The organism is Cellulosimicrobium cellulans (genome assembly GCF_006539945.1).
Taxonomy (GTDB): Bacteria; Actinomycetota; Actinomycetes; order Actinomycetales; family Cellulomonadaceae; genus Cellulosimicrobium; species Cellulosimicrobium cellulans.
Map to the genome: position 1 here is coordinate 1 of NZ_BJNZ01000043.1, position 26,835 is coordinate 26,835.

Consider the following 26,835-nt stretch of genomic DNA (forward strand, 5'->3'; position numbering starts at 1 on the left):
CCTTCGAGAACGACATGAGGGTCGCTATCCACCGGATAACGACCCTCATGTCGTGTTCGGCCCCCGCCGGGGCAGCGAACGACGAACGGCCCGGTCCCCTGACGGGGAGCGGGCCGTTCGGACGTCGGGTCGATCAGTGGGCGTGCTGGCCGCGAGAGAACTCGAAGACCCAGCCGACGAGGGCGACCGCGGCGAGCGCGATCCCGACGTAGACGAGCCACCAGCCGACAGCGAGGCCGAGGAACACGATCGCGGCCGAGCCGGCGATCGCGAGCGGCCACCAGCTCCACGGGGCGTAGACGCCCTGGTCACCGGCGCCCTGCTCGATGAGACCCTCGGGGTCGTCCTCGGGACGGGCGTCGATGCGCTTCGCCGTGAGCATGAGGTAGGCACCGATCATCGCGACCAGCGCACCGGTCAGGAGGATCGCGACCGACCCGACAGGCTCCCAGTGGCTCCAGAAGCCGTAGACGAGCCCTGCGGCGATGAAGAACGGCGTCCCGTAGAGGAACAGCTTGTACTCGACCTTCACTTCCCGGCCTCCTCGTCCGTCGTGCCCGTGCGGGGTTCGTCGACGATCGTGGTCGTCGTCGAGTCGCTCGCGCTCTCCGTGCCGCTCAGGCGGTCGAGCGCGACGCTCTTCTCGCCGCGGCGGTCAGCCTCGCCGTACACCTTCTCGAGCACGTTCGGGTTCGGCTCGGCGTGGTCCATCGCCGCCACCTCGGGGTGGTGCAGGTCGAACGCGGGCGACTCGGAGCGGATGCGCGGCAGCGAGGTGAAGTTGTGCCGCGGGGGCGGGCTGGACGTCGCCCACTCGAGCGACCGGCCGTAGCCCCAGGGGTCGTCGACCTCGACCTTGGGCGCGTTGCGCCAGGTCGTGTAGACGTTCCAGAGGAAGGGCAGGGTCGACGCGGCGAGGATGAACGCCCCGACCGTCGAGACCTGGTTCTCCCACGTGAAGCCGTCGGACGGCGCGTAGTCCGCGTAGCGACGCGGCATGCCCTCGACACCCAGCCAGTGCTGGATGAGGAACGTGGTGTGGAAGCCGATGAACAGCAGCCAGAAGTGGAGCTTGCCGAGGCGCTCGTTGAGCATCCGGCCGGTGAACTTGGGCCACCAGAAGTAGAAGCCCGCGAACATCGCGAACACCACGGTGCCGAACACGACGTAGTGGAAGTGCGCCACCACGAAGTAGGAGTCGGACAGGTGGAAGTCCAGCGCAGGGCTCGACAGGATGACGCCCGTCAGACCACCGAAGAGGAACGTCACGAGAAAGCCGATCGACCAGAGCATCGGCGTCTCGAACGTGAGCTTGCCTCGCCAGAGCGTGCCGATCCAGTTGAAGAACTTCACGCCGGTCGGGACCGCGATGAGCATCGTCATGAAGGCGAAGAACGGCAGCAGGACCGCGCCGGTCACGTACATGTGGTGCGCCCACACCGTGACGGAGAGCGCCGCGATGGCGATCGTCGCGTAGACGAGGCCCTTGTAGCCGAAGATCGGCTTGCGGGCGAAGACCGGGAAGATCTCGGACACGATGCCGAAGAACGGCAGCGCGATGATGTAGACCTCAGGGTGCCCGAAGAACCAGAACAGGTGCTGCCAGAGGATCGCTCCCCCGTTCTCGGGGTTGAAGATCTGGGCACCGAAGCGCCGGTCGGCGCCGAGCGCGAAGAGCGCGGCAGCCAGGGGCGGGAACGCCATGAGCACGAGGAGGCTCGTGATGAGCGTGTTCCACGTGAAGATCGGCATGCGGAACATCGTCATGCCGGGCGCGCGCATGGTGATGATCGTCGTGATGAAGTTGACGGCACCGAGGATGGTGCCGAAGCCGGCGAGCGCGAGGCCGAACACCCACAGGTCTCCTCCGAGACCCGGACTGAACGTCGTGTTCGACAGCGGCGCGTACGCGAACCACCCGAACGAGGCCGCGCCCTGCGGAGTGAAGAAGCCGGCCGAGGCGATGAGCCCGCCGAAGAGGTAGAGCCAGTACGCGAACATGTTCAGTCGCGGGAACGCGACGTCCGGCGCACCGATCTGCAGCGGCATGATGACGTTGGCGAACCCGGCGAAGAGCGGGGTCGCGAACAGCAGCAGCATGATCGTGCCGTGCATCGTGAAGAGCTGGTTGTACTGCTCCTTGCTCTGCACGAGCTGGATCCCGGGCTCGAAGAGCTCCGCGCGGATCACGAGGGCCATGAGGCCGCCGATGCAGAAGAAGATGAACGACGTGATCAGGTACATGTACCCGATCGTCTTGTGGTCGGTGGACGTGACCCACTTGATCACGGTCCGACCGAGGGTCTGGCGCCGAGGGGCGAGACCGGGGATGACTTCGGCCTGCGCGACCATCAGTGCTCACCCTCCGTGCTAGCAGGGACGGGGTTCGGGTCCTGGAGGCGGCTGAATCCCTCCACCGGGATCTGGCCCTCCTGACCCTTCTCGCGGAGCTCCTCCATCTGCGCGTCGAACTCGGCGCGGTCCACGATCTCGACGTTGAAGAGCATCCCGGAGTGGTGCTCGCCACAGAGCTCGGCGCACTTGCCGGCGTAGACGCCCTCGCGCTGCGGGGTGACGACGAACTCGTTGGTGCGGTGCGGGATCATGTCCAGCTTGTAGAGGAACGCGGGGATCCAGAAGGAGTGGATGACGTCGCGCGAGTCCAGGACGAAGCGGATGCTCTCGCCCGCGGGCAGGTACAGCGTCGGGAGCGCCTCCGACGTGCCCGGGGCCCCGTCGATCTCCGCGTCCTCCGTCATGGTGCCGCCGACGTCGGCGAGGTGCTGGCCGGACTCGTAGACGTCCTCGTCCACGTAGTTGAAGTCCCAGCTCCACTGCTTGCCGATGACCTGGACGGTCATGTCGGCCTCGACGTCCTTGTCCACGATCGCGCTCATGTCGCGGTCCGTGTAGAAGAACAGGACGAGGACCATGATGATCGGCACGGCCGTGTACATGATCTCGAGCGGCAGGTGGTACCGCGTCTGGACCGGGAGGCGGTGGTCGTCCTTGCGCTTGCGGTAGGCGGCGACGCACCACAGCATGAGGCCCCACGTGATGACGCCGACGATGAGGGCGGCGATCCACGAGCCGGTCCACAGCGACGTGATCCGGGCGGTCTGGTTGGTCACCTCCCCGTCCTCGTAACCGGGCAGGAACCCGCGCTGGACCGTGTCGCTGGCGCAGCCGGACGCCACCGCAGCGACGGCGACGGCGAGGGCCGTCGCCCGCAGGATGGTGCGCCGTGTGCGGCTAGGGGGTTGCGAGTGCAAGGGGGGCCTTTCACGTCACGTCCTGCCCGAACCCGTCTTTACGAGCCCAGCACAGGACCTTCGTCCTCGACACACGAAGCCTAGCGCGGGATTCCGCCCTTCGTGGCCCGGAACGCGCTGCGGACGGGCGAGATGCGGCACACGTCCTGGCCGGTCAGGGCGGGTTCACCACACCCACGCCAGGTCTGTCAGATCCTTGCCACACCGACGCTCCGAGCGGCGGAGCGGTACCGTGCCGGTGGAGCGTCCGGACCCGCGCCGGCACCCCGTCGCGGTCCGCGCGAGCGCAACGATCCGACGCCCCGCGGGAGGCCGCGGCGCGCCCGCCCGGGCGGGGCCGGCCGGCTCTCCCGGCCCGCGCCGTGCCCCGCGACGCGACCGCCAGCGCCCTGGAGGCCATGTGACACACACCACCCCCGATCGCCGGGTCCGCCTCGACAACGGCGGTCGTGCGCCCTGGCACCCGCTCGCGCGCGAGGCCTTCGACCGTGCGCTCGACGACGGCTGGGCCGACCCCCGCCGCCTGCACGCCGAGGGCCGCCGTGCCGCCGCGCTGCTCGACGGCGCACGCGAGGCCGTCGCCGCAGCGCTCGGCGCGCGGACGGAAGAGGTGGTCTTCACCGCGAACCACACGGCGTCCTTGCACACCGGGGTCGCGGCGCTCGCCGGCGGCCGGTCGCGCGTCGGACGACGTGTCGTGGTCGGTGCGGTCGAGCGCGCCGCGGTCTTGCACGCCGCCGAGCACGGCGGCCTCGAGCGCGAGGTCGTCGGCGTGGACCGCGTCGGTCGGGTCGACACCGCGGCGATGTCCGACGCCGTCGCCCGCCCTGGCGTCGCGCTCGCCGCCCTCCAGCTCGCCAACGGCGAGGTGGGCACGCGCCAGCCGGTCGCGGCCGTGCACGAGGCGGCCCGCGCCTCGGGTGTCCCCCTGCTCGTCGACGCGGGGGCGAGCCTGGGCCACGACGAGGTCCCGCAGGTGTGGGACGCGCTGGCCGCCGACCCTGCCGACTGGGGCGGAGGTCCCGGCGTCGGGGTCCTCGCGATCCGGTCCCGCGTACGACGGCGCAGCCCGTTCCCGGAGGACCCCGACCCCTGGGCGCCCGGCGGGGTGTCCGTGCCCGCGGCGTTCGCGGCGGCCGTCGCACTCCAGGCGGTGCTGGCGGACCGCGAGGCCGAGGACGCGCGGCGGCGCGCGCTCGTCGACCGGGTCCGCGCGCGTGTCGCCCAGATCCCCGACGTCGAGGTGGTGGGCGACCCGGTCGACCGCCTGCCGCACGTGGTGACGTTCTCGTTCCTCTACGTGGACGGTGAGGCGCTGCTCACGGACCTCGACCGCGAGGGGATCGCCGTCGGCTCGGGCTCGGCCTGCACGTCGAGCACGCTCGAGCCGTCGCACGTGCTGGCCGCGATGGGCGTCCTCACGCACGGCAACGTGCGCGTCGCGCTCGACCGGTCGACGACCGAGACGGACGTCGACCGCCTGCTCGCCGCGCTGCCCGACGCGGTCGCCCGCGTGCGCGCCACGCTGGGGGTGCAGGGCCTGTGACGGACGAGTCCCCCGAGGTGGTCGACGCGCGCGGGCTGCGCTGCCCCCTCCCGGTGATCCGGCTCGCCGCGGCGGCACGCGACCGGCAGCCCGGAACGCGCCTGACGGTGTGGTCGACCGATCCCGCGGCGCGTCTCGACGTCCCGGCCTGGGCGCGGATGCGCGGCCACGCGGTGGTCGACGAGGAGCCGCTCCCCCGGCCCACCGGGACGGGCGACGCCGCCGACGCCTGGGCCATCACGGTCGAGCTCGGCTCCTGATGGCGGTCTCGCGCGGGACGACGCGAGCCCGGCCACCCGCGGGACGGGTGACCGGGCTCGTGCGGTCATGATCGGCGTGCGCGCGGCACGCCCGGCGGGTCAGCTGAAGGAGCCGCCGCAGGCGCAGGCGCTGCCCGCGTTGGGGTTGTCGATCGTGAAGCCCTGCTTCTCGATCGTGTCGGCGAAGTCGATCGTCGCGCCCTCGAGGTAGGGGACGCTCATCTTGTCGACCACGACCTCGACGCCGTCGTAGTCGCGGAGCGCGTCGCCGTCGAGCACGCGCTCGTCGAAGTAGAGCTGGTAGATCAGGCCGGAGCAGCCGCCGGGCTGCACCGCGACGCGCAGGCGCAGGTCGTCGCGACCCTCCTGCTCGAGGAGGGTGCGGACCTTGTCCGCGGCCCCGTCGGTCAGGTTGACGCCGTGCGTGGCAATGTCGGTGGTCTCGCTCATCTCGTCTCCGCGCTGTCGGGGGCAGTGCTGCCCCGGTGGTGGCCGGCTTCTACGGACCTCTCGAGAGAGATCCCGTCAGGTCCTCAACACCACTCGTGCCGGTCGTGTTCCCGAGTCTACGACCACCCGGCGGCGTACGGTCGAACGAAGCCCGCGCCGCACCGGTGGCGCGGCCCGCCGACGGGAGACGCATGGACCAGTCGTTGCACTTCGTCACGGTCGCGACGCGCGACCTGGACGCCGCGCGGAGCTTCTACGGCGCGCTCGGCTGGACCGCGCAGCTCGACGTGCCCGGCGAGATCGTCTTCTACCGCTCCGCGGCAGGCCAGCTCCTCGGATTCTTCGATGCCTCGGCCTTCGCGCGCGACGCCGGCACGCCGGATGCCACGCCGGCGACGACGGGCCTCACGCTCTCGCACAACGTGGGGTCACGGGCCGCGGTCGTGGAGCTCGTGCAGGCGATGGTGGCCGCGGGCGGGACCGTCCGCAAGGAGCCGCAGGAGGGCGAGTTCGGTGGCGTCTTCCACGCTCACGTCGCCGACCCCAACGGCCTGGTGTGGGAGGTCGCGCACAATCCTGCCTGGTCCGTCCGCGCGGACGGGTCCGTCGACCTCGGCTGAGCTGCCGGTGCCGTCACCCGCGCGACCACGTGCGCGCGACGCGCTCCACCAGGGCGCGCGGGTCGCCGTCGTCCCACGCGTACGCGCCGCTGAGCCCCGCCGCGGCCTGCTCGCGGCGACCTGCGACGACCGCGTGCGCCACCACGACGACGGGGAGCGCGTGCTGGGCGGCACGGGAGGCGACCTCGTGCACCGTCCCGACCCCCAGCTCGTGCGCCCCGAGCTCGTCCGCGAGCACGACGACGACGTCAGCGCCCGCGAGGCGAGCGTCGAGGCCCAGGTCGTCGCCGACGACACGCAGCGCGGGCACGAGCCGCCCGCCCAGCGCCGCGACGGCGTGGGCGAGCCCGCCCCCGCTCCCGGCCCCCGGCAGACCCGCCAGGCGACGGCCCGCCGTCGACGCGGCGAGGAGGTCCCGCCCGCCGAGCGCACCCGTGAGGCCGCCGTCGTCCGCCGTCGCGCGGTCGACGGCGGACGCCACGTCGTGCGCGACCGCGCCGAGCGCGCGCTCGAGGTGCTGGGCCACCGCAGGTTCCACGCCGCGGGCGTCGAGCGCCGCGCTCGCCCCGTGCAAGCCCAGCAGCGGGACGTCGGCCGCGACGGCCGCCACGAGGTCGGTGCCGACCAGCGCGGCCCGCGCGGCGCGCACGACGTCGGCCGGGACGGCGGTCGGGAGGCTCCCAGCGCGCTCCGGCGCGCCGGCGAGCGCCAGGAGCGCGCCGAGCCCGCCGTCGTGGCTCGTGCTCCCACCGGTGGCCAGGACGACGCGCCCGGCCCCGTCCGGTCCGCGCGCGGCGTCGGCCGCCAGTGCCAGGAGATGCCCGACGGCGGTCGAGGACCGGGCGGGCACGGCCACGGGCCCCGCGTCCAGCTCGAGCACCTCGACCACGCCGGTCGCGGGCACCTGGGAGGCGTCGACGTAGACGGTCCGGCGCGTGCCGGCGCCGTCGCCGCCCGACGTCCGACGGCGGACCGCGACCGGGACGTCGCCCCCGCCCGGACCCGGGACCACCCCGGCAAGGACCTCCGACGCGACGGGCGCGAGCGCGTCGAGGAACGCCGGCCCGGACGCCGCGAGCGCCACGGTCTCGACCGTGGCGTGCGGCGCCCACCAGCTCGCGACGTCGTCGAGCGTCGGCCCGGCGGAGGCGGGTGGCGACGACGTCTTCCCGGCCGGCCACGCGCCATCGGGCACGGGCGGGACGGCGGACCCGGTGAGCAGCACGCGCATGCCCGGATTGTGCCAGGGCCGAGGGCTGTCCGGTCCCCGCGGGACGCCCGCTCCGCCGCGGCGGCGCTGTGCGACGATGGTCCCGTGAGCACAGGTAGCACCTTGCTGTCGTCCGTGAGCGGACCGAACACCTCGCGCCAGGGCGGGTTCGCCGAGCCGAGTCCTTCCGCCCTGCTCCTGCTGGGCCAGGGCCGTGACCTCGCGTCCGAGCGCGGGGTCGAGTGCGTGGGCGACCTGCCCGCGCCGAGCGACCCCGACCTCGTGGAGCGCGCCCGGGCGGCGCGCGCCGCGCTGGGCGAGCGCGCGTTCGTCCTGGGTCACCACTACCAGCGCGACGAGGTCATCGACTTCGCCGACGTGACGGGAGACTCGTTCAAGCTCGCGCGCGAGGCCGCCGCGCGGCCCGAGGCGGAGTTCATCCTGTTCTGCGGCGTCCACTTCATGGCCGAGAGCGCCGACATCCTCACGTCGGACACGCAGCAGGTCGTGCTGCCGGACCTCGCGGCCGGCTGCTCGATGGCGGACATGGCGGCGATCGACCAGGTCGAGGACGCGTGGGACGTGCTCGAGGAGGTCGGCATCGCCGACTCGACGATCCCCGTGACGTACATGAACTCCTCGGCCGCGATCAAGGCGTTCACCGGTCGCCACGGCGGCACCGTGTGCACGTCGTCGAACGCCGAGGTCGCATTGCGCTGGGCGTTCGACCAGGTGGGCGGCGTGGACGGCACGGGCAAGGTGCTGTTCCTGCCGGACCAGCACCTGGGACGCAACACCGCGGTGCTCAAGCTCGCGATGTCGCTCGACGAGTGCGTCGTGTTCGACCCGCGCAAGCCGAACGGCGGCCTCACCGACGCCGAGCTGCGCGACGCGCGCATGATCCTGTGGCGCGGGCACTGCTCGGTGCACGGGCGGTTCTCCGCGAAGAACGTGAGCGACATGCGCGCCGCGGTCCCGGACGTCAACGTGCTGGTGCACCCCGAGTGCAAGCACGAGGTCGTCACGGCCGCGGACTTCGTCGGGTCGACGGAGTACATCATCAAGATGCTCGACGCCGCCGAGCCGGGCTCGTCCTGGGCGATCGGGACCGAGCTCAACCTGGTGCGCCGCGTCGCGCGCGCCCACCCGGACAAGCAGGTGCACTACCTCGACTCGACGGTGTGCTTCTGCTCGACGATGAACCGGATCGACCTGCCGCACCTCGTGTGGGCGATGGAGTCGCTCGTCGCGGGGCGCGTGGTGAACCGGATCGTCGTGGACGCCGACGACGCGCACTGGGCGCGCGTCGCGCTCGACCAGATGCTCGCCCTGCCGGGCATCTAGGCGCTCGGACGCAGGAGCCGACGAGAGTCTCGAGACGCCGGGGCACGCGGAGGTAGGGATGAGCACCGGGAACGGGATGAACGTCGGGATCTTCGTCTTCGACGAGGCGGAGGAGCTCGACGTCGCCGGACCGTTCGAGGTGCTGTCCGCCTGGGCCGAGCACTCCGCGCTCAAGCCGCACGTGTCCACGTTCTCGTGGGACGGCGGCGGCGTGCGCCTCGCCAAAGGGTTGCGCCTGCTCCCGGACCGCTCGGCGGACGACGTCGGCCCCCTGCACCTGCTGGTCTACCCGGGCGGGTGGGGTACGCGCTCGCTCCTCGCGGACCGCGTGCACCTCGAGTGGTTGCGCGCGATGCGCGCCCAGACCCCGGTCATCGCGAGCGTGTGCACGGGCTCGCTCGTGCTCGCGGCCGCGGGGCTGCTCGCGGGGCGGCCCGCGACGACGCACTGGGAGCACTACGACGAGCTCGCGGAGATCGACCCGAGCATCGTGGTCGACACCGAGGCGCGGTTCGTCGACGACGGCGACGTCGTCACGTCCGCAGGCGTGTCCGCGGGGATCGACATGGCGCTGCACCTCGTCGCTCGCCTGGAGAGCGACGACGTCGCGCGCGCCGTGCGCCGCGGCATCCAGTACGACCCCGACCCGCCGGTCTGAGCCGCGGGCGGACCGGCTCGGCGCGCGCCACGTCGACGAGCGCGAGGGCGCCGTGGGTCGGTCCGGGATCTCCACGCCGCGCTCGGTCGCGCCGGCGACCCCCGTGAGGTACGTCGGCGGTGACAAGTACCCGGTACTGCTGGTGCGGGGTAGTAGCCTGCCCGGGTGACCCGCCAGATCCAGCTCCTCGTCGCCAGCACGATGCCGCGCAAGGCCGTGCCGGGCCGCGGCGCCCTCGAGCCGTCCGTCACCCGGATGCGCGTGCACCCGGGCGACCTCGACTTCTACCTGCACGTCAACAACGGCGTGTACCTGCAGATGATGGACGTCGCGCGCAGCAACTTCATCGCCGACCTCGGCGGGTTCCCGTTGCTCAAGGAGAGGGGCTGGTACCCCGTGGTCGCGGCGTCGACCATGAAGTACCGCCGCTCGCTCCAGCTCTGGGACCGCTTCGAGATCGCGACGCGCGTCCTCGGCTGGGACGAGCGGGTCGTCTACCTGGAGCAGGTGTTCTCGCGCGGCGGCGACCTGTGCGCGCGCGGCCTCGTCGCGGGCCGGTTCCTCGCGCGCGGGTCCGGTGACCGGATCGCCGCACCCGACGTGGTCGGGCTCCTGGGCGGCGACGTCGCCTCTCCCGAGCTCCCGGACGACGTCGCCCGGTGGTCCCGGGCGGTCGACGTCGCGCACCGCAGCTGACCGTCCGGCACCCTGGTCGCGCGCGGGGGTCGGGTGTTCGATGGTGCGGTGACCGCCGACCGAGCACCTGACCCCGATCCGTCCCCGGACCACCCCGCCACCGACCCGTTCGACGCGACCATGGTCCCGGCCCTGCCGTGCCGGGACATCGACGAGCTGCGCGACTTCTGGACCGCGCTCGGCTTCGACGTGACCTACCGCCAGCTCCGGCCCAACCCGTATCTCGCCGTCCGCCGCGGCGGCGTGGACATCCACTACTTCGGGCTCGACGGGCTCGAGCCGCAGGACAGCTACAGCACGTGCATCGTCGTCGTCGAGGACACGGAACCCGTCTTCGAGGCGTTCGCCGCGGGGCTGCGCGCCCGCTACGGACGCCTGCCGCTCACGGGCTTCCCCCGCATCACGCGACCGCGACGCCGCGCGAACGCGGGCGGCACGACGGGCTTCAGCCTCGTGGACCCCGCCGGCAACTGGGTGCGCGTGATGCGCCGCTCCCCCGCCGCGGCGGCGCCGGCCACGGACGCGGCCGGGGCGTCCGCCGTGGACGCCTACGCCGCCCGCCCCGAGGGGCGGCTCGCCCGGGCGCTGGACGACGCCGTCGTGCAGGCGGACTCGCACGGCGACCCGGTCCAGGCGTGCAAGATCCTCGCGGGCGCGCTCCGGCGCTCCGGGGGCGACGCCGATCCGGCGGACCGGGTGCGCGCTCTCGCCTACCTCGCCGAGCTGACCGTCCGTGCGGGCGACCCGGACGCGGCCCGCACGCACCTCGACGACCTCGACGCGCTGGCCGGCGACCTCGCCTCCGACGTGCGCGCCGCCGTCGAGCAGACCCTCGCCGAGGCGGCGGACCTGCGGACGGCGCTCCCCGGCTGACCGGGCGAGCGCCGCCGCCTCGGAGCGCGAGTGCGGATCAGGCGACCGCGCCGCCGAGCCGGGCGAGCAGGAGCGCCTCGGCGAGCACGACCTTCTCGAGCTCGCCGAGGTGCACCGACTCGTTGGCGCCGTGCGCGCGCGAGTCCGGGTCCTCGACGCCCGTCACGAGGATCGCCGCGTCGGGGAACACCTCGAGCAGGTCGGCGATGAACGGGATCGACCCGCCCACGCCGATGTCGACGGGGTCGGTGCCCCACGACGTCGCGAAGGCCCACCGCGCGGCCCGCATCGCGTCGGAGTCGCCGGGCGCGAGGAACGGCTTGCCCTGCTCGCCGTCGCGCACGGTGACGCGCGCGCCGAGCGGCGCGTTCGACTCCAGGTGGGTGCGCAGCGCCGCCATCGCGGCGGCCGGGTCCTGTCCCGGCGCGAGGCGCACCGAGAGCTTCGCGGTCGCTCGCGGGGTGAGGGTGTTGGAGGCGTGCGCGACGCTCGGCGCGTCGAGACCGATGACGGCGATCGCCGGCTTGGTCCACAGCCGCCCCGCGATGCTCCCCTCCCCGGCGAGCGCGGCGCCGTCCAGGAGCGACGAGTCCGCCCGGAAGTCGGCCTCCGCGTAGTCGACGGTCGGCTCGGCCGCCGTGACCAGCCCGGGCACGGCGACGTTGCCCGCGTCGTCGTGCAGGGTCGCGATCAGCCGTGCGAGCAGCGTCACGGCGTCGAGCACGGGCCCGCCGAACATGCCCGAGTGCACCGCATGGTCGAGCACCGCGACCTCGACCTCGCAGTCCACGAGGCCGCGCAGCGACGTCGTGAGGGCCGGGACGCCGATCTTCCAGTTGGACGAGTCCGCGACGACGATGACGTCGGCCGCGAGCAGGTCGCGGTACTGCGTGAGGAACGGGAGGAACGTCGGCGAGCCGATCTCCTCCTCACCCTCGACGAAGACCGTCACCCCGACCGGGAGGTCGCCGATCTCCGTGCTCGCAGCCAGAGCACGCAGCGCGCCCAGGTGCGCCACGACGCCCGCCTTGTCGTCGGCCGCGCCGCGGCCGTACAGGCGCCCGTCGCGCTCGGTCGGCTCGAACGGATCGGTCTCCCACGTGGCGGCGTCGCCCGGGGGCTGCACGTCGTGGTGCGCGTACAGCAGGACGGTCGGGGCGCCGTCGGGCGCGGGACGGCGCGCGACGACGGCGGGCGCGCCCTGCGTGCCGTCGGCGGTCCGGGCATGCAGCACCTGGACCTCGGGCATGCCGGCGTCGCGCAGGAGCGCGGCCACGGCGTCCGCGCTCGCGGCGACGTGCGCCTGGTCGAACGCGGCGTTCGAGACGCTCGGCACGCGCACGAGGGACTCGAGGTCGGCGCGCAGCGCGGGAAACAGGCGGGCGACGGTCTCGCGGAGCGTGGTCGCGAGCTCGTGGCCGGACGCGGCGCCGGGCACAGGGACGGTGGGTTCGGGTGAGTTCGTCACGACGAGCACCGTACGACACCCGGCGCCGGCGGTCCTGGGACCGGCGTCCGGCACTGCCCCGGCTCGACTACCCTGGAGGGGTGTTCTCCCGCAACAAGCCCGCCGCGACGTCCGCCGCCCCCGACCCCGTCGAGCAGGCGGCCGAGATCGAGGCAGCCGGCAAGGGCCGCCCGACGCCCAAGCGCAAGGTCTCCGAGGCCGCGAACAAGCGGCCCCTCGTGCCGAACGACCGCCGCGCCGCCGCGAAGTCCGCGCGGGAGAAGCAGCGGGAGATGCGCGACCGCCAGTACCAGGCGATGCAGACGGGTGACGAGCGCTACCTGCCGCCCCGGGACAAGGGCCCGGTCAAGCGCTACGTCCGCGAGTACGTCGACGCGCGCTGGAACCTCGGCGAGTTCTTCCTCCCCGTCGCCCTGGTGTTCATCGTCTTCTCGTTCCTCACCGCGCAGAACCAGGACCTCGCGTTCCTCACGGTGATGACGCTCTACGTCATCGTGCTGCTGACCGTCGTGGACGGCTTCATCATGTGGCGCCGTCTGCGCAAGCGCCTGCTCGCGAAGTTCGGCGAGGTCCCCAAGGGCACCGTCATGTACGCCGTCATGCGTGCGTTCCAGCTCCGCCGGGCCCGCCTGCCCAAGCCGACGCACAAGAAGCACGGCGTCTACCCGGAGTAGCCGCCCCGCGGGCGTCCTGCGGTCCCCGCTAGCCTCGACGTCATGGCGCAGCGCGTGACCGACCTCGAGAGCTTCACGCCCCGGATCTCCGACGCGGTGGTCGACGACCTGCGCTCGCGCCTGCGGGCGACCCGGTGGGTCGACGCCCCGGACGGTCTCGGGTGGGACGCCGGCACGGACATCGGGTACCTGCGCGACCTGGTGGCGTACTGGGCCGACGGCTTCGACTTCGCCGCGCATCAGGCGCAGCTCTCCGCACTCCCGAGCCGGCGCGCGACGATCGACGGGACCCGCGTCCACCTCCTCCACGCGCTCGCGACCCCGGGTCCCGGCGACGCTCCCCCGCTCCCGCTCCTGCTCGCGCACGGCTGGCCCGACTCCGCGTGGCGGTACCGCAAGGTCGTACCGCTCCTGACCGCCCCGGGCGCCCCCCGGGCCCCGGGCGGTGCGGGGCGACGCACCTTCGACCTCGTCGTCCCCGACATGCCCGGCTTCGGCTTCTCCGAGGTCCCTACCGGCCCGACGCCGGACAACCGTGCGGTATCCGCCCTGTGGGCCGAGCTCATGACTGCCCTCGGCTACGACAGGTTCCTCGTGGCGGGCGGAGACATGGGCAGCCACGTCGCCCGGTTCCTCGCGCTCGACTTCCCCGACCGGGTGATCGCCGTGCATCGCACCGATGCCGGGCTGCCCCTGTTCACGGGCGATCCCGCGTCCCTCACGCCCCAGGAGCGCGACTGGCTCGACGCGAGCGCGCGGTGGCGCACGACCGAGGGCGGCTACGCCGCCGTGCAGAGCACCAAGCCGCAGTCCCTCGCGGTCGGCCTCACCGACTCCCCCGCCGGGCTCGCGGCCTGGGTCGTCGAGAAGCTGCGGTCGTGGAGCGACTGCGGCGGTGACCTCGAGTCCGTGTACACGCGCGACGAGGTCCTCGCCCTCCTCACCGAGCACTGGGCGGCCGGCAACGCCGGGGCCGGTGCGCGCGCCTACCGGGCCAACGCCGCGATCCCGCGCGACGAGCTCGCGCGCTACGTCGAGGTGCCGTCCGGATTCTCGGTGTTCGTCGGCGACGTCGTACGGCCGCCGCGGGCCTGGCTCGACCGCGTCGCGAACACCGTCTACGCCACCGAACCGCCCCGTGGCGGCCACTTCGCCCCGTTCGAGCAGCCCGAGAGCTACGCGCACGAGCTGCGATCGTTCGTCGACCGACTGTAGGGACCGCCAGCACAAGAGGCGCACCGGCCGCGGGCTTCTTCACTGACCGGTGCCCCCCTGCGGCGCCTCGGCCGCACCTCACCATAAGAACGGGTTCCGGGTGCACGCCACCTGTCGCCCGACACGAACGTCCGCAGGCGTCGGGGACATCGCTCGGGCCGGCGAGCACGAGGGTTCTCGTTCCCGCCGACGTGCATCCGAGAGCGGGATCCGCACGGAAGGAAAGATGGGCGCCACCACGGCGCTCGGCAGTGCGAACTGCCTCGTGTGGAGACGGAAGGACTCGACGATGACCCTTCGACACGCTCTTCGACGCTCGGTCGCGGCCGTGGGCGCCGCGGCACTCGGCCTGGCAGGTGTGGTGGCAGCCCAGCCCGCCGCGGCGAGCACGCCCGGGACGACCAGCCTCGCCCAGGTCCTCGCCGCGGACGGCGACACGTTCGATCGCAACCCGTACGACTTCGACGTCCTCGACCAGGCCGTGGCTGCGGTGCTCGAGGCCAAGCCCTCGAGCCCGGTCGCCGTGCTGGCGGACGGGACTGTGCCCCTGACAGCCTTCGTGCCGAACGACCGCGCCTTCCAGCTCTTCGCGTGGGACCTCACGCACCGGTGGCCGCGCACGGAGCAGGCGGCGCTCGAGTCGATCGCGGGAACCGTCGGGATCGACTCGGTCGAGCAGGTCCTGCTCTACCACGTGGTCCCGGGTGCCACGATCGACTCCCGCACGGCGTTGCGATCGGACGACGCCGTGCTCACCACGGCTCAGGGGGCCGGTGTGCGGGTGGACGTGATCAGCCGCTGGGTGCCGCTGGTGCGCCTGGTCGACCAGGATCGCAACGACATCGACCCGTTCCTGGTCAGGTCACAGCTCGACCTGAACAAGGGCAACGCGCAGATCGCGCACGGCATCACCGCCGTCCTGCGCCCGGTGAACCTCTAGCAGGTCGACGGGAATCGGGCGGGTGCGGCGGAGCGCGTGCGCGCTCCGCCGCCCCCGTGGGCCGCCGCACTGCCGCACGACTCGTCGTCCGCACGCTCGTCAGCCGCTCAGACCTCCGGCCTACCTCGCCGCGATGCGGACACCAGCGGACCGCATGCGGCCCTCGAGCAGAGCGACGCCCTGTGCGGCGGCCGTCCCCTCGGCCTCGCCGTGGTGCGCGATCGGCTCGTAGCGAGCAGCGGCGTCCGTGCGTGCGCGCAGACTGGTCACGATCCGCAGCCGTTCCGGGTGAGCAAGTACGTGGTCGGCCATCGCGCACGCAGTGACGGCCGAGGGGTGCTCATGGTTCTGGTCGCGGGCCCGCCCTCAGTCTCACCGCCGTCGCCCACCCGTACGCGCGACACCATTCCTGCGTCCCTCGGCGCCCTCCACCTGGCTTGAGGACCGCTGGGGTGCAGGCTCTCGTGGGACCCTGCAGCCGTCGCTGTGGGACGGCCAGGGCAGAGTAGGGCGGTGAGTACCGACCGCGCGCCGCACGCCCCGGTGCTGCGTGCGCGCCCCACGATCGCGCACCTGGACGCCGACGCGTTCTTCGCGGCGGTCGAGCAGCACCAGCGGCCGTCGCTGCGCGGACGACCGGTGCTCGTCGGAGGCGTCGGCCCGCGCAGCGTCGTCGCGACGGCGTCGTACGAGGCACGGCAGTACGGTGCACGGTCGGCGATGCCGATGGAGCAGGCACGGCGGCTGTGCCCCCCGTCGACGGTCGTCGTGGTGCCGCGGTTCGCCGCGTACGCGGCGTACTCCGCCCGGATCATGGCCGCGCTGCGCGAGGTCACCGACCTCGTGGAGCCGGTGAGCATCGACGAGGCGTTCGCGGACGTCGCTACCGCCGTCACGCCGAGCACCGACCTCGACGGGTTCGCCCGGCGGGTCCAGGAGCGGGCCCGCGAGCTGAGCGGGCTCCCGGTCTCCCTCGGGCTCGGCCGGTCCAAGCTCGTCGCCAAGCTCGCCTCGGAGGCCGCCAAGCCCGGCGGCGTCCGGGTCGTCGAGGCAGCCGACGAGGACGCGTTCCTGCTCGACCTGCCCGTGCGGGCCCTGTGGGGCGTCGGCCCGGTCACGGCAGCACGCCTCGACGAGCACGGGGTGCGCACCGTCGCAGACCTGCGCCGCCAACCGGTCGACACCCTGCTCCAGGTGGCCGGCGAGGCGGGCGGCACCAACCTCTACCGGATCGCCCGCGGCTGGGACGACCGTCCGGTGGCGACGGTGCGTGAGCGCAAGTCCGCCGGTGCCGAGCACACCTTCGACACCGACCTCCACGGCCGCGCCGCGGTCGACGCGGCTCTGGAGCCCGTGGTCGACGCCGCGCTGGCCCGCCTGGAGCGGCACGCCGTCGCTGCTCGCACGGTCGTCGTCAAGGTTCGCCTCGCGTCGTTCACGACCCTCACCCGCTCGGTCACGTTGTCCCGCCCCACGGCCGACGAGGGCGCGCTGCGCGACGCCGCGCACCGCGCCCTCCGCCTCGCCGACGTCTCCGAGCCCGTCCGCCTGCTCGGCGTCGCGTTCCACGCGCTCTCCGAGCACGCCCAGCTCATGCTGCCGCTCGGCACCGACGAGCACGAGGTTCCCGCGCCCCCCGCCGCCGAGGCAGCGCCCACGACGCCGGCGACGGGCCCGGTCCGGGCGACGGCCGCTCTTCTCGCACCCGGCCTGGACGTCGAGACCGCGGCCGACGGTCGCGGGTGGGTCGTGCGCGTCGGCGACGACAGCCGCGTCGCGGTGCGCTTCGAGACCGCGCGGACCGGGCCGGGCTACCAGCGCTGGATCGACCCCACCGTCGAGGACCTCGCGCTCGTCGAACCGCTCGGCCCGGACGGTGAGCCGGTGCGCGCCACGGCCCCGGACGACGACGCCTGAACGTGGCCCCCGCGCGCTCAGCGGACGCGCGCGCTTCGTCGTCCGCCGTAGGCTCGCGACCATGCGCTACCGATACCTCGGCAACTCCGGCCTCAAGATCTCCGAGATCACCTACGGCAACTGGCTCACCCACGGCTCCCAGGTCGAGAACGACGTCGCGACGGCGTGCGTCCACGCGGCTCTCGACGCCGGCATCTCGACGTTCGACACCGCGGACGTCTACGCGAACACGAAGGCCGAGCAGGTCCTCGGCGACGCACTGAAGGGACAGCGTCGCGAGTCGCTCGAGATCTTCACCAAGGTCTACTGGCCCACCGGCCCCGGCGGCCCCAACGACACGGGGCTCTCCCGCAAGCACGTGATGGAGTCGATCAACGGCTCCTTGCAGCGCCTCGGCACCGACTACGTCGACCTCTACCAGGCGCACCGGTACGACACCGAGACGCCGCTCGAGGAGACGATGCAGGCGTTCGCGGACATCGTCCGGCAGGGCAAGGCCCTGTACATCGGCGTCTCCGAGTGGACGGCCGACCAGATCCGCGCCGGCGCCGCGCTCGCGAAGGCGCTGGGCTTCCAGCTCATCTCCTCCCAGCCGCAGTACTCGATGCTGTGGCGCGTCATCGAGGACGAGGTCGTGCCGACCTCGCGGGAGCTGGGCCTGTCGCAGATCGTCTGGTCCCCGATGGCCCAGGGCGTGCTCTCGGGCAAGTACCTGCCCGGCCAGGCGGCCCCCGCGGGGTCACGCGCGGCCGACGAGAAGGCGGGCCGCGGCGGCATCAGCCAGTTCATGACGGACGACGTCCTCACGCGGGTGCAGGGCCTCAAGCCCGTCGCGGACGAGCTGGGCCTGACCATGCCGCAGCTCGCCGTCGCGTGGGTCCTCCAGAACGACAACGTCGCGGCGGCGCTCGTCGGGGCCTCCCGACCCGAGCAGGTCGCCGAGAACGTCGAGGCGTCGGGCGTGACGATCCCGGCCGCGCTCCTGGCGCGCATCGACGACGTCCTCGGGGACGCCGTCGAGCGTGACCCGGGCAAGACCGCCGAGAACGCGCCGCAGACGCGCGTCGCCTGACTCCGGCGCACCGCGCGCGACGACGGCCCCGGCGATCGCCGGGGCCGTCGTCGTCTCCTCACCGGCCAGACTCGGGCATGCCTCCCTCGTCCGGCCGGGGGCCTGTGGTCGCGGCGACCGGCTCCCGCGGCGCCGTCCTGTCGTGGGCCCGTCGGCGCACCCGGGCGCGGCGCGGGTCAGCGAGCCCTCGCGGCGCGAACCAGCGCGCGGTGAGCTGGACGATCGGCCCGACGCCGAGCGCGTAGGCGATCGTCGCCCAGCCCAGCGTGCCGCCGAGCACCCAGCCCACCGACACGACGACGACCTCGATGAGCGTGCGCACGAGGCGCACCGACCACCCGGTGCGCGCGACCAGGCCGGTCATCAGCCCGTCGCGCGGGCCGGGCCCGAGGCGCACCCCGAGGTACGCCGAGGTCGCGAGCCCGTTGAGCACGATCCCGCCGACGGCGAGGGCGACGCTCGCGACGACGCCGGGGTCGGGAACGAGTCGCGTCACGAGCGCGATCGCCGGGTCGATGGTCAGGGTGATGACGACGACGTTCGCGATCGTCCCGATCCCGGGGCGCTGCCGCAGCGGGATCCACGCGAGCAGCGCGAGCACGCTGAGCGACCCGACGACGACGCCGAACGGCAGCCCGGTGCGCAGCACGACACCCTGGTGCAGGACGTCCCACGGCATGCCGCCCTGGCCCGCGTGGAGGAGCATCGCCATGGAGAGCGCGTAGGCGAGGAGGCCGAGGAGGAGCTGGACGGCACGACGGGTGGGGCTCATGCGAGCCATCTTGACGACCAAGTGGCATCGACATCCATAGCCAATCGCGGGAGAGTGGCCCCATGAGCCTCGCCCCGCCCGGGTCCGTCGACGTCCACCGCCACCTCTCCCCCACCGCCGCAGCGCGGTTGCTGGGTCGCTGGCACGCAGGCGGCCCCGCGTACACCGCGCTGGCCGACGCGCTGCGCGCCGCCGTCCTCGCCGGCACGCTCGCCCCGCACACGCGGCTCCCCTCCGAGCGCGACCTCGCCGTCGCGCTCGGCGTCTCCCGCACCACCACGGCGGCCGCGTACGGGCGCCTGCGCGAGCTGGGCTTCGCACGCTCGCGCACGGGGTCGGGGACCGTCGTCGTGCTCCCCCGCGCGACGCGACCCCGGACCGCACCTCGCGCGCGCGGGGGCGACGCGCCGCCCGCACCGGCCCCGCACCTCGCACCGATCGACCTCGCCGACCTCTCCCAGGCGACCTCCGCCGCACCGAGCGGGCTGCACGGCGCGTACTCGCGCGCGCTCGAACGCCTCCCCGAGTACCTGTCCGGGGGCGGGTACGAGCCGTACGGCGTCGGCGTCCTGCGCGAGGCCATCGCCGACCACCACACGCGGCGCGGCACGCCGACGACGCCCGACGAGGTCCTCGTCACGACCGGTGCCCAGCACGCGATCACCACGCTCGCGAGCACGCTCCTCGGCGGCGGCGACCGCGCCGTGGTGCAGTCGCCCACGTACTACCACGCGATGGAGGCGCTGCGGCGCGCCGGGGCGCGGCTCGTGCCCGTCCCCGTGGGGCGCGGCGACCGGGAGGCGCACCCTGGCCGCGACCGGGACGCACCCGGGTTCGACGTCGAGCTCTTCGGATCGACGCTGCGCCAGGTCTCGCCGCGCCTGGTGTACCTCGTGCCGGACTTCCACAACCCGACCGCCTACACGCTCACCGCCGAGGAGCGGGCCGGGGTGCGCGACGCCGCGGCGCGGCACCGCGTGACCGTCGTCGGGGACGAGACCCTCACGGATCTCGACCTCGACGGCGACCCCGACGCCGTCGGCCCCACCACCGAGCCGCTCGCCGGCGACGGGACGTCACCGTACGTCGTCACCGTGGGCTCGGCGTCCAAGTCGTTCTGGGGCGGGCTGCGCGTCGGATGGGTCCGCGCGCACCCCGACCTCGTCGCGCGCCTCGCGCGCACGCGGCAGTCCGCCGACATCGCGACCGCGGTGCTCGAGCAGCTCGCCGTCGTCGAGCTGCTCGACGACGCGGGCAGCGTGCTCGCCGAGCGCCGCCGGGTGCTGCGCGCGCAGCGCGACCGGCTGTGCAGGCTCCTGGGCACAGCGCTCCCCGACTGGCGCGTGCACGTCCCGGAGGGCGGGCTGTCCCTCTGGGTCGACGTCGGCGCGCCCGTCGCCCAGGCGTTCGCCGCCGCGGCGGCCGCGGAGGGCGTCCTGGTCAACGCCGGCCCGACGTTCACGCCCGACGGCAGCGCCGCGGACCGGCTGCGCCTCACGTTCTCGCGCCCGCCCGAGGAGCTGGAGCGGGCGGTGCCCCGGCTCGCCGCGGCGTGGGCGCGCGTGGCGGGCTGAGGCCGCCCGGTCCGTCCGCGGCGACGACCGCGGTCAGCGGGCGCGAAGCTCCACGGGCGCGGTCGCCTGCGCGCCGTCGTGCAGGAGTCGCGCGACCGCGGCGCCCTCCGCCGCGAGGGTGCGCCAGGTCTCGCCGAGCCACTGCTCCGCGTCGTACTGCGTCGTGAAGACGGGGCTCACGGGCGAGGTGAGGACGCTGCCCTCGGCGTCGTCGAGCTCCCAGACCCACTGCGGCCGGATCATCGTGCCTCCCTCTCCTCGGCGCCGCGCACGTGCTCGCCCGGCTCCGGGTGGCGCGCGAGCGACCGGTTGATGCGCGCCGCCCAGAGCGGGCCCTGGTAGAGGAACCCGGTGTACCCCTGGACAAGGTCGGCGCCGGCGTGCAGGTAGTCGCGGGCGTCGTGCGCGGTCGTGATGCCCCCGACGCCGATGATCGCGCGCCGCGTGCCGAGGCGCTCGCGCAGGCGCGCGACGACCGCGAGGCCGCGTGCGCGCACGGGCGGGCCGGACAGCCCGCCGGGACCGCGGTCGTGCCCGATCGTCGTGTTCACGGCGACGACGCCGTCGAGGTCGAGCTCGTCGACGAGGTCGGCGACCGCGTCCACGTCCTCGTCCGCGAGGTCGGGCGCGATCTTGACGAGCAGCGGCACCCGGGCGACCCCCGCGGTCGCGGTGGCCGTGTCGGCGGCGTCGCGCACCGCCACGAGGATCGGGCGCAGCGACTCGACCTCCTGGAGGTCGCGCAGGCCCGGGGTGTTGGGCGACGACACGTTGACGACGAGGTAGTCGGCGTAGGGCGCGAGCAGCCCCGCGCTCGTCGCGTAGTCCGCCGCGGCCTCGCCCGCGGGCGTGACCTTCGTCTTGCCGATGTTGGCACCCACGAGCACGGCGCGCCCCGACCTCGTCGAGCGCAGCGCCTCGAGCCGGCGGGCGGCCGCCGCGGCACCCTCGTTGTTGAAGCCCATGCGGTTGCGCACGCCCATCACGTCGAGCTCGCGCCACAGGCGCGGCTTCTCGTTGCCCGGCTGCGCGTGCGCGGTGACCGTGCCGATCTCGACGAACGCGAACCCGAGCATCGTGAGCCCGCGCACGGCGCGCGCGTCCTTGTCGAAACCGCCCGCGAGACCGAAGGGTGCGGGGAAGACCTTGCCCAGGACCTCGACGCTGCCCCGGCCCCCGGCCGCACGGCCCAGGTAGGGCGCGAGCGCCCCCTGCACGACGTCGCGCAGCACCGGCACGCGGCCGACGGCGCCGATGAGGTCGAACGCGACGTGGTGCGCGCGCTCCGGGTCCATGCGCCGGAAGACGGTGTCGAAGAGCAGTCCGTAGAGGAGCGGGCGGCGGCGGGTCATGCGGCGTCCTCCGGGGTGTCGGTGCGGGTGCTGGTGGTGCTCGGGGTGGCGCTCGGGTTGGTGACGGCCGATGACACCGTGCCCGGGCGCGTGCGCCAGAGCCACCACAGGCCGACGAACGGCAGGACGAGCGGCACGTAGCCGTAGCCCTGCCCGAAGCCGGACCAGACGGTGGCGCGGGGGAAGGCCTCGGGGTCGGCGAGCGAGAAGGCGCCGACGGCGAGCACGCCGACGAGCTCGACACCCACGGCGACCCACGCGACGCGGCGAGCGACGGTTCCGCCCCGCGCGAGCGCGATCGTCGCGACGACGTACACGGCCGCCGCGAGCGCCGACAGCGCGTACGCGAGCGGCGCCTCGTGCCAGTCGCGCAGGAGCTGCACGGCCGCGCGGGCCGAGGCCGCGAGCGCGAAGATCCCGTACACGGCGACGAGGACCCGGCCGAAGCCGGTGTTCGTGCGACGGGGGCGCGTCCCGTCCGGGGCGGCAGGTGCGCTCATGGCGAGGACCTCCAGGTCAGGCGTTCCAGATCTGCCACAGGCGCCACTCGAGGAACGCGACGGTGAGCGCGGCGACCGCGAGCACGACCGAGCTCCAGCGCGAGCGCTCCGCGAAGGCCCACAGCGCGGCGACGGGCAGGATGAAGAGGGTGGTCACGAGGTAGCCCCACAGCAGCACGGGGTCGCTCGGCGCGGTCCCGGTGGCGCCGAGCACGCCCACCACCACCGCCTGCACGAGGATCAGCCCCTCGATCACCGCCGCCCCCCAGAGCTGGCGCAGGATCACCGCGCGGTCGCGCGCGACGAAGACGAGCGCCCAGCCGGCGAGCGCGACGCACGCCACGACCACGAGCAGCAGGAGGGGAAGGACCACGCGGCCGAGCGTACCGGGGGCGGCCCGCGGCCACGGAATCGGTCCACAGGCCCGGCCGGTCCCTCGGGGGCAGGGACCGCGTGCCCGGAGATAGCATCGCGGGGTGGCTGAACTGACCGTCTCCAGCAAGAATCCCGCCGGTGCCAAGGTCGACGCGCTCGTCGTCGGCACCCACACGACGTCTGACGGCGTCGCGATCGTCGGGGGCGACCTGCCCCGCCCGGTGGTCGCCGCCCTCGAGCACCTCGCCCCCGCGCTCGGCATCACGGGCGCGGCCGACGAGGTCCGCAAGGTCCCCGCCGGGCCCGAGCTCAAGGCCGACGTGCTCGTCCTCGTGGGCCTCGGCGCGCGGCGCGCCGACGGCACCTTCAGCGCCGAGGCGCTGCGTCGCGCCGCCGGTGCCGCGCTGCGCGCGCTCGCCGGCACGGCGTCGGTCGCCGTCGCGCTGCCCGTCGAGGACGAGGCCGAGCTCGGTGCCGTCGCCGAGGGCGCGCTGCTCGGCGCCTACGCGTTCGCGCGCTACCGCACGGGCGAGGCGGCGGCCTCGGCCACGAGCCGCCCGCCGGCGACCGTCGAGGTCCTCGCCGGGAGCGCGCGCAGCTCCGCGGCCAAGGCCGCCGTCGAGCGGGCCAAGGTCGTCGCGGCCGCGGTCAACGCGACGCGCGACCTCGTCAACGCGGCGCCCAACGACCTCTACCCGGCCGCGTTCGCGGACGTCGCGAAGCAGGCCGTCAAGGACTCCGGTGCCAAGGGCCTCAAGGTCACGGTGCTCGACGACAAGGCGCTCGCCGCCGGCGGCTACGGCGGTCTGGTCGGCGTCGGCCAGGGCTCGGCGCGCGGTCCGCGCCTCGTCAAGGTCGCCTACGCGCCGTCTCGCCCCGCCGCGAAGGTCGCGCTCGTCGGCAAGGGCATCACGTTCGACTCGGGCGGCATCTCGATCAAGCCCGCCAAGGGGATGGAGGCGATGAAGTCCGACATGGCCGGCGCCGCCGCCGTGCTCCAGACGGTCGTCGCCGCCGCGCGCCTCGGGCTGCCCGTGGCCGTGACGGGTTGGCTGTGCCTCGCGGAGAACATGCCGTCGGGCACGGCACAGCGCCCGTCGGACGTCATCACGATCCGCGGCGGCAAGACCGTCGAGGTGCTCAACACCGACGCCGAGGGCCGCCTGGTCATGGCCGACGGCCTCGTCGCGGCGGTCGAGGAGAAGCCGGACGTCGTGCTCGACGTCGCGACGCTCACGGGCGCCCAGATGGTCGCGCTCGGCAACCGCGTCTCCGCCGTGATGGGCGCCGACGACGTGCGTGCCGAGGTCGTCGCGGCGGCGGACGCCGCGGGCGAGCAGTTCTGGCCCATGCCGCTGCCCGAGGAGCTGGGCGCCTCGCTGAAGTCGAAGGTCGCGGACCTCGCGAACATCGGCGACCGCTTCGGCGGCATGCTCGTCGCGGGCCTGTTCCTCCAGGAGTTCGTCGGCGAGACGCCGTGGGCGCACCTCGACATCGCCGGCCCGGCGTTCAACGAGGGCTCCGCGCACGGGTACACGCCGGTCGGCGGCACGGGCGTCGCCGTCCGCACGCTGCTCGGGCTCGTCGAGGGCCGCGCGCAGCGCTGACCCGGCCTCGCCGAGCAGGTGGTCCTCGCCGGTCCGGTCGCCCGGACGGGCCGGGACCGCCTGCTCGACCCGGCAGACCGCCTCGTCGGCCGGTCAGGAGCTCCGGCGCTGCCGCTGACGCGAGTTCCAGTCCCGCATGCGCTGCGGGTAGCCGGTGAAGCGGACGTTGTAGACGGGCACGCCCAGCGAGCCGGCGACGTCGAACGCCGTCTTCTCGTCGGGCACGCGGCGCCGCGTCCACTCCCCCGTCGTCGCGATCAGCAGGAGCGTCGCCCCGGTGTCCTGCGTGGGCGGCTCGACGTACGCCTCGACCCCGACGCGCGTGCGCACGAAGTCCTGGAGGTGGGCGAGCGTCGCGCGGCGGGCGTCCGACGGCGCGGCGGAGCCGCCGGTCGCGGACGGGGTCGTCGCGGGGCGGCGTGAGAACAGGCTGGACAGCTTGGGCAGCCGGGGCACAGCGGCAGGGTACAGCGTGACCCTGGTCATACGGTGGGTGCCGCTGTCTTCAGCGTCACAGGCGCGAGGCCCTGGTTTCGATTGGGGAGCCCGTGCCCGAGGTGCCAAGATGGCTCCCGGAGAACGTTCACGCACCGTGGGCCTGCGGTTCCCGTCCGGCCCGTCGACGTGCCGTGCGCGTCCGCCCTCGCTCTCCCCTCGCTGAAGGAGTCGCACGTGGCCGAACCCGGCACACCATTCGACGTCGTCGTCCTGGGCGGAGGCAGCGCCGGCTACGCCACCGCGCTGCGCGCCGCCCAGCTCGGCCTCTCCGTCGCGCTCGTCGAGTCGGGCAAGCTCGGGGGTACCTGCCTGCACAACGGGTGCATCCCCACCAAGGCCCTGCTCCACGCGGCCGAGCTCGCCGACGGCGCCCGGGAGGGCGTGAAGTTCGGCGTCCGCAGCACGTTCGACGGCATGGACATGGCGGGCGTCAACAGCTACAAGGACGGCGTCGTCGCCGGTCTCTACAAGGGACTGCAGGGCCTCGTCTCCTCGCGCGGCGTCACGTTCGTCGAGGGCCACGGCCGGCTCGTGTCGCAGGACACCGTCGAGGTCGACGGGACCCGCTACACCGGCCGCCACGTCGTGCTCGCGACCGGCTCGTACTCGCGCTCGCTCCCGGGCCTCGAGATCGCCGGCCGCGTCATCACGTCCGACCAGGCGCTGGGGCTCGACCGCGTGCCGAAGTCGGTCGTCGTGCTCGGCGGAGGCGTCATCGGCGTCGAGTTCGCGAGCGTGTGGAAGTCGTTCGGCGCCGACGTCCAGATCGTGGAGGCGCTGCCCCACCTCGTGCCCAACGAGGACGAGGCGCTCTCCAAGTCGCTCGAGCGCGCGTTCCGCAAGCGCGGCATCAAGTTCTCTCTCGGCGACCGGTTCGCGAGCGTCAAGGAGACCGACTCGGGCGTCACCGTCACGCTCGAGTCCGGCAAGACCTTCGAGGCCGAGCTGCTGCTCGTCGCCGTCGGGCGCGGCCCGCGCACCGCGGACCTCGGGTTCGAGGCGCAGGGGATCACGCTCGACCGCGGGTTCGTGATCGTCGACGAGCGCCTGCACACGGGCGTCGGGAACATCTGGGCCGCGGGCGACATCGTGCCGGGCCTCCAGCTCGCGCACCGCGGGTTCGCGCAGGGCATCTTCCTCGCGGAGCAGATCGCCGGGCTCGACCCGACGCCGATCGTCGAGTCGTCCATCCCGCGCGTGACGTACTGCGAGCCCGAGGTCGCGTCCGTCGGTGTCACGGAGGCCGCGGCGATCGAGACGTGGGGCGCCGACCAGGTCGAGTCCCTCGAGTACAACCTCGCCGGCAACGGCAAGAGCAAGATCCTCGCGACCAGCGGCTTCGTCAAGCTCGTGCGTCGCAAGGACGGTCCCGTCGTCGGCGTGCACATGATCGGCGCGCGCGTCGGCGAGCTCGTGGGCGAGGGGCAGCTCATCGTGGGCTGGGAGGCGTACCCGGAGGACGTCGCCGCCCTGGTCCACGCCCACCCCACCCAGAACGAGGCACTCGGAGAGGCGCACCTGGCCCTGGCCGGCAAGCCTCTGCACGCCCACAACTGACCCCAACGATCGAAGGAGACCAGGCAGGTCATGTCTGAGAACGTGCAGATGCCGGCCCTCGGCGAGTCCGTCACCGAAGGCACCGTCACCCGTTGGCTCAAGTCGGTCGGCGACACCGTCGCCGTCGACGAGCCGCTGCTCGAGGTCTCGACCGACAAGGTCGACACCGAGATCCCGTCGCCCGTCGCGGGCGTGCTCGAGCAGATCCTCGTCCAGGAGGACGAGACCGTGGAGGTCGGTACCGACCTCGCCGTGATCGGCGACGGGTCCGGCGGCGGCGACGCCGCGCCCGCCCCCGCGGCGGCCGAGGAGCCCGCCCCCCAGGCCGCACCGGAGCCCGAGCCGGCGCAGCCCGCCGCGCAGGAGGCCCCCGCCGAGCCCGCCC

29 protein-coding genes are annotated in these 26,835 nt (G+C 73.8%); 16 read left to right on the plus strand and 13 right to left on the minus strand.

Annotation, left to right across the window (positions count from 1 at the left end; genetic code table 11):
- Nucleotides 1-133: 133 nt before the first annotated feature.
- Genes CCE02nite_RS19710 through ctaC form a run of 3 tightly spaced genes read right to left on the minus strand, consistent with a single transcriptional unit; the run spans nucleotide 134 to nucleotide 3,272 of the window.
- Nucleotides 134-532 carry a cytochrome c oxidase subunit 4 gene (locus CCE02nite_RS19710; protein WP_047234280.1) on the minus strand — a complete coding sequence of 133 codons (399 nt, stop codon included), beginning with the start codon at nucleotides 530-532 and terminating at the stop codon, nucleotides 134-136.
- Nucleotides 529-2,352, minus strand: coding sequence for an aa3-type cytochrome oxidase subunit I (gene ctaD, locus CCE02nite_RS19715; RefSeq protein WP_141391287.1), 1,824 nt, complete (start codon nucleotides 2,350-2,352; stop codon nucleotides 529-531). The genes CCE02nite_RS19710 and ctaD overlap by 4 nt, the downstream gene beginning before the upstream one ends.
- Nucleotides 2,352-3,272 carry an aa3-type cytochrome oxidase subunit II gene (gene ctaC / locus CCE02nite_RS19720; protein ID WP_141391288.1) on the minus strand — a complete coding sequence of 307 codons (921 nt, stop codon included), beginning with the start codon at nucleotides 3,270-3,272 and terminating at the stop codon, nucleotides 2,352-2,354. Before ctaC ends, ctaD begins: the two co-directional genes overlap by 1 nt.
- Before the next feature lie 400 nt (nucleotides 3,273-3,672).
- On the opposite strand from ctaC, the gene CCE02nite_RS19725 reads away from it, so the two are divergent.
- On the plus strand, nucleotides 3,673-4,818 hold the full coding sequence (locus tag CCE02nite_RS19725; RefSeq protein ID WP_141391289.1) for a cysteine desulfurase family protein: 1,146 nt from the start codon (nucleotides 3,673-3,675) through the stop codon (nucleotides 4,816-4,818).
- Nucleotides 4,815-5,078, plus strand: coding sequence for a sulfurtransferase TusA family protein (locus CCE02nite_RS19730; RefSeq protein WP_141391290.1), 264 nt, complete (start codon nucleotides 4,815-4,817; stop codon nucleotides 5,076-5,078). Before CCE02nite_RS19725 ends, CCE02nite_RS19730 begins: the two co-directional genes overlap by 4 nt.
- A 99-nt stretch (nucleotides 5,079-5,177) precedes the next feature.
- Here the strand turns inward: CCE02nite_RS19730 and erpA are convergent, their stop codons facing one another.
- Nucleotides 5,178-5,528 (minus strand): iron-sulfur cluster insertion protein ErpA, encoded by a 351-nt coding sequence (gene erpA / locus CCE02nite_RS19735; RefSeq protein ID WP_047234275.1) that lies wholly within the window; start codon nucleotides 5,526-5,528, stop codon nucleotides 5,178-5,180.
- A 191-nt stretch (nucleotides 5,529-5,719) separates the two neighbouring features.
- On the opposite strand from erpA, the gene CCE02nite_RS19740 reads away from it, so the two are divergent.
- Nucleotides 5,720-6,148 carry a VOC family protein gene (locus CCE02nite_RS19740; RefSeq protein ID WP_141391291.1) on the plus strand — a complete coding sequence of 143 codons (429 nt, stop codon included), beginning with the start codon at nucleotides 5,720-5,722 and terminating at the stop codon, nucleotides 6,146-6,148.
- 13 nt (nucleotides 6,149-6,161) lie between these two features.
- On the opposite strand, the gene CCE02nite_RS19745 is transcribed toward CCE02nite_RS19740, so the two are convergent.
- Nucleotides 6,162-7,379, minus strand: coding sequence for a glycerate kinase (locus tag CCE02nite_RS19745; RefSeq protein ID WP_141391292.1), 1,218 nt, complete (start codon nucleotides 7,377-7,379; stop codon nucleotides 6,162-6,164).
- A 114-nt stretch (nucleotides 7,380-7,493) separates the two neighbouring features.
- On the opposite strand from CCE02nite_RS19745, the gene nadA reads away from it, so the two are divergent.
- The 4 genes from nadA to CCE02nite_RS19765 all read left to right on the plus strand — a co-directional run bounded on the left by nadA (nucleotide 7,494) and on the right by CCE02nite_RS19765 (nucleotide 10,929).
- Nucleotides 7,494-8,702, plus strand: a complete 1,209-nt coding sequence (gene nadA, locus CCE02nite_RS19750; protein WP_141391307.1) for a quinolinate synthase NadA — start codon at nucleotides 7,494-7,496, stop codon at nucleotides 8,700-8,702.
- Nucleotides 8,703-8,760: 58 nt separating this feature from the next.
- Complete coding sequence (locus tag CCE02nite_RS19755) at nucleotides 8,761-9,360, plus strand: DJ-1/PfpI family protein (protein ID WP_064316583.1); 600 nt, start codon at nucleotides 8,761-8,763, stop codon at nucleotides 9,358-9,360.
- A 165-nt stretch (nucleotides 9,361-9,525) separates the two neighbouring features.
- On the plus strand, nucleotides 9,526-10,056 hold the full coding sequence (locus tag CCE02nite_RS19760) for an acyl-CoA thioesterase (RefSeq protein ID WP_141391293.1): 531 nt from the start codon (nucleotides 9,526-9,528) through the stop codon (nucleotides 10,054-10,056).
- 48 nt (nucleotides 10,057-10,104) lie between these two features.
- Nucleotides 10,105-10,929, plus strand: a complete 825-nt coding sequence (locus CCE02nite_RS19765) for a DUF8817 family protein (RefSeq protein ID WP_218027172.1) — start codon at nucleotides 10,105-10,107, stop codon at nucleotides 10,927-10,929.
- Nucleotides 10,930-10,966: 37 nt separating this feature from the next.
- On the opposite strand, the gene CCE02nite_RS19770 is transcribed toward CCE02nite_RS19765, so the two are convergent.
- A complete protein-coding gene (locus CCE02nite_RS19770) occupies nucleotides 10,967-12,367 on the minus strand; it encodes a dipeptidase (protein WP_141391309.1) in 1,401 nt (466 codons plus the stop codon).
- Nucleotides 12,368-12,477: 110 nt separating this feature from the next.
- On the opposite strand from CCE02nite_RS19770, the gene CCE02nite_RS19775 reads away from it, so the two are divergent.
- The 3 genes from CCE02nite_RS19775 to CCE02nite_RS19785 all read left to right on the plus strand — a co-directional run bounded on the left by CCE02nite_RS19775 (nucleotide 12,478) and on the right by CCE02nite_RS19785 (nucleotide 15,226).
- Nucleotides 12,478-13,071 carry a DUF3043 domain-containing protein gene (locus tag CCE02nite_RS19775; RefSeq protein ID WP_141391294.1) on the plus strand — a complete coding sequence of 198 codons (594 nt, stop codon included), beginning with the start codon at nucleotides 12,478-12,480 and terminating at the stop codon, nucleotides 13,069-13,071.
- A 42-nt stretch (nucleotides 13,072-13,113) separates the two neighbouring features.
- Entirely contained in the window at nucleotides 13,114-14,286 is a 1,173-nt protein-coding gene (locus CCE02nite_RS19780) for an epoxide hydrolase family protein (RefSeq protein WP_141391295.1), read from the plus strand.
- 289 nt (nucleotides 14,287-14,575) lie between these two features.
- On the plus strand, nucleotides 14,576-15,226 hold the full coding sequence (locus CCE02nite_RS19785) for a fasciclin domain-containing protein (RefSeq protein WP_174774941.1): 651 nt from the start codon (nucleotides 14,576-14,578) through the stop codon (nucleotides 15,224-15,226).
- A gap of 120 nt (nucleotides 15,227-15,346) precedes the next feature.
- On the opposite strand, the gene CCE02nite_RS20600 is transcribed toward CCE02nite_RS19785, so the two are convergent.
- On the minus strand, nucleotides 15,347-15,496 hold the full coding sequence (locus CCE02nite_RS20600) for a hypothetical protein (RefSeq protein ID WP_170227388.1): 150 nt from the start codon (nucleotides 15,494-15,496) through the stop codon (nucleotides 15,347-15,349).
- A gap of 243 nt (nucleotides 15,497-15,739) precedes the next feature.
- On the opposite strand from CCE02nite_RS20600, the gene CCE02nite_RS19795 reads away from it, so the two are divergent.
- Entirely contained in the window at nucleotides 15,740-17,143 is a 1,404-nt protein-coding gene (locus tag CCE02nite_RS19795) for a DNA polymerase IV (RefSeq protein ID WP_170227389.1), read from the plus strand.
- Between the two features lie 61 nt (nucleotides 17,144-17,204).
- Nucleotides 17,205-18,215 (plus strand): aldo/keto reductase family protein, encoded by a 1,011-nt coding sequence (locus CCE02nite_RS19800; RefSeq protein ID WP_141391299.1) that lies wholly within the window; start codon nucleotides 17,205-17,207, stop codon nucleotides 18,213-18,215.
- Between the two features lie 58 nt (nucleotides 18,216-18,273).
- On the opposite strand, the gene yczE is transcribed toward CCE02nite_RS19800, so the two are convergent.
- Nucleotides 18,274-18,987, minus strand: a complete 714-nt coding sequence (yczE, locus tag CCE02nite_RS19805; RefSeq protein WP_170227390.1) for a membrane protein YczE — start codon at nucleotides 18,985-18,987, stop codon at nucleotides 18,274-18,276.
- Nucleotides 18,988-19,049: 62 nt separating this feature from the next.
- Here yczE and yczR point away from each other — a divergent pair, with 62 nt between their 5' ends.
- Nucleotides 19,050-20,561 carry a MocR-like transcription factor YczR gene (gene yczR, locus CCE02nite_RS19810; RefSeq protein ID WP_141391300.1) on the plus strand — a complete coding sequence of 504 codons (1,512 nt, stop codon included), beginning with the start codon at nucleotides 19,050-19,052 and terminating at the stop codon, nucleotides 20,559-20,561.
- 33 nt (nucleotides 20,562-20,594) lie between these two features.
- Here yczR and CCE02nite_RS19815 read toward each other — a convergent pair whose 3' ends face one another.
- The 4 genes from CCE02nite_RS19815 to CCE02nite_RS19830 are packed head-to-tail and all read right to left on the minus strand — an operon-like array spanning nucleotide 20,595 to nucleotide 22,786.
- The gene (locus tag CCE02nite_RS19815) at nucleotides 20,595-20,804 is read right to left on the minus strand and encodes a hypothetical protein (protein ID WP_141391301.1); all 210 of its coding nucleotides are present in this window, start codon (nucleotides 20,802-20,804) and stop codon (nucleotides 20,595-20,597) included.
- The gene (locus CCE02nite_RS19820; protein ID WP_141391302.1) at nucleotides 20,801-21,913 is read right to left on the minus strand and encodes a quinone-dependent dihydroorotate dehydrogenase; all 1,113 of its coding nucleotides are present in this window, start codon (nucleotides 21,911-21,913) and stop codon (nucleotides 20,801-20,803) included. The genes CCE02nite_RS19815 and CCE02nite_RS19820 overlap by 4 nt, the downstream gene beginning before the upstream one ends.
- Entirely contained in the window at nucleotides 21,910-22,413 is a 504-nt protein-coding gene (locus tag CCE02nite_RS19825; protein ID WP_141391303.1) for a hypothetical protein, read from the minus strand. The genes CCE02nite_RS19820 and CCE02nite_RS19825 overlap by 4 nt, the downstream gene beginning before the upstream one ends.
- Nucleotides 22,414-22,429: 16 nt before the next feature.
- Nucleotides 22,430-22,786 (minus strand): hypothetical protein, encoded by a 357-nt coding sequence (locus CCE02nite_RS19830; protein WP_141391304.1) that lies wholly within the window; start codon nucleotides 22,784-22,786, stop codon nucleotides 22,430-22,432.
- Nucleotides 22,787-22,889: 103 nt separating this feature from the next.
- Between CCE02nite_RS19830 and CCE02nite_RS19835 the strand changes: the two genes are divergently transcribed.
- On the plus strand, nucleotides 22,890-24,395 hold the full coding sequence (locus CCE02nite_RS19835; RefSeq protein WP_141391305.1) for a leucyl aminopeptidase: 1,506 nt from the start codon (nucleotides 22,890-22,892) through the stop codon (nucleotides 24,393-24,395).
- 93 nt (nucleotides 24,396-24,488) lie between these two features.
- Here CCE02nite_RS19835 and CCE02nite_RS19840 read toward each other — a convergent pair whose 3' ends face one another.
- Complete coding sequence (locus CCE02nite_RS19840) at nucleotides 24,489-24,842, minus strand: oxidoreductase (RefSeq protein WP_231581925.1); 354 nt, start codon at nucleotides 24,840-24,842, stop codon at nucleotides 24,489-24,491.
- A gap of 225 nt (nucleotides 24,843-25,067) precedes the next feature.
- Between CCE02nite_RS19840 and lpdA the strand changes: the two genes are divergently transcribed.
- Entirely contained in the window at nucleotides 25,068-26,450 is a 1,383-nt protein-coding gene (gene lpdA, locus CCE02nite_RS19845; RefSeq protein WP_141391306.1) for a dihydrolipoyl dehydrogenase, read from the plus strand.
- A gap of 30 nt (nucleotides 26,451-26,480) precedes the next feature.
- A partial coding sequence (locus tag CCE02nite_RS19850; protein ID WP_304363340.1) for a biotin/lipoyl-containing protein occupies nucleotides 26,481-26,835 on the plus strand: 355 nt, incomplete at its 3' end.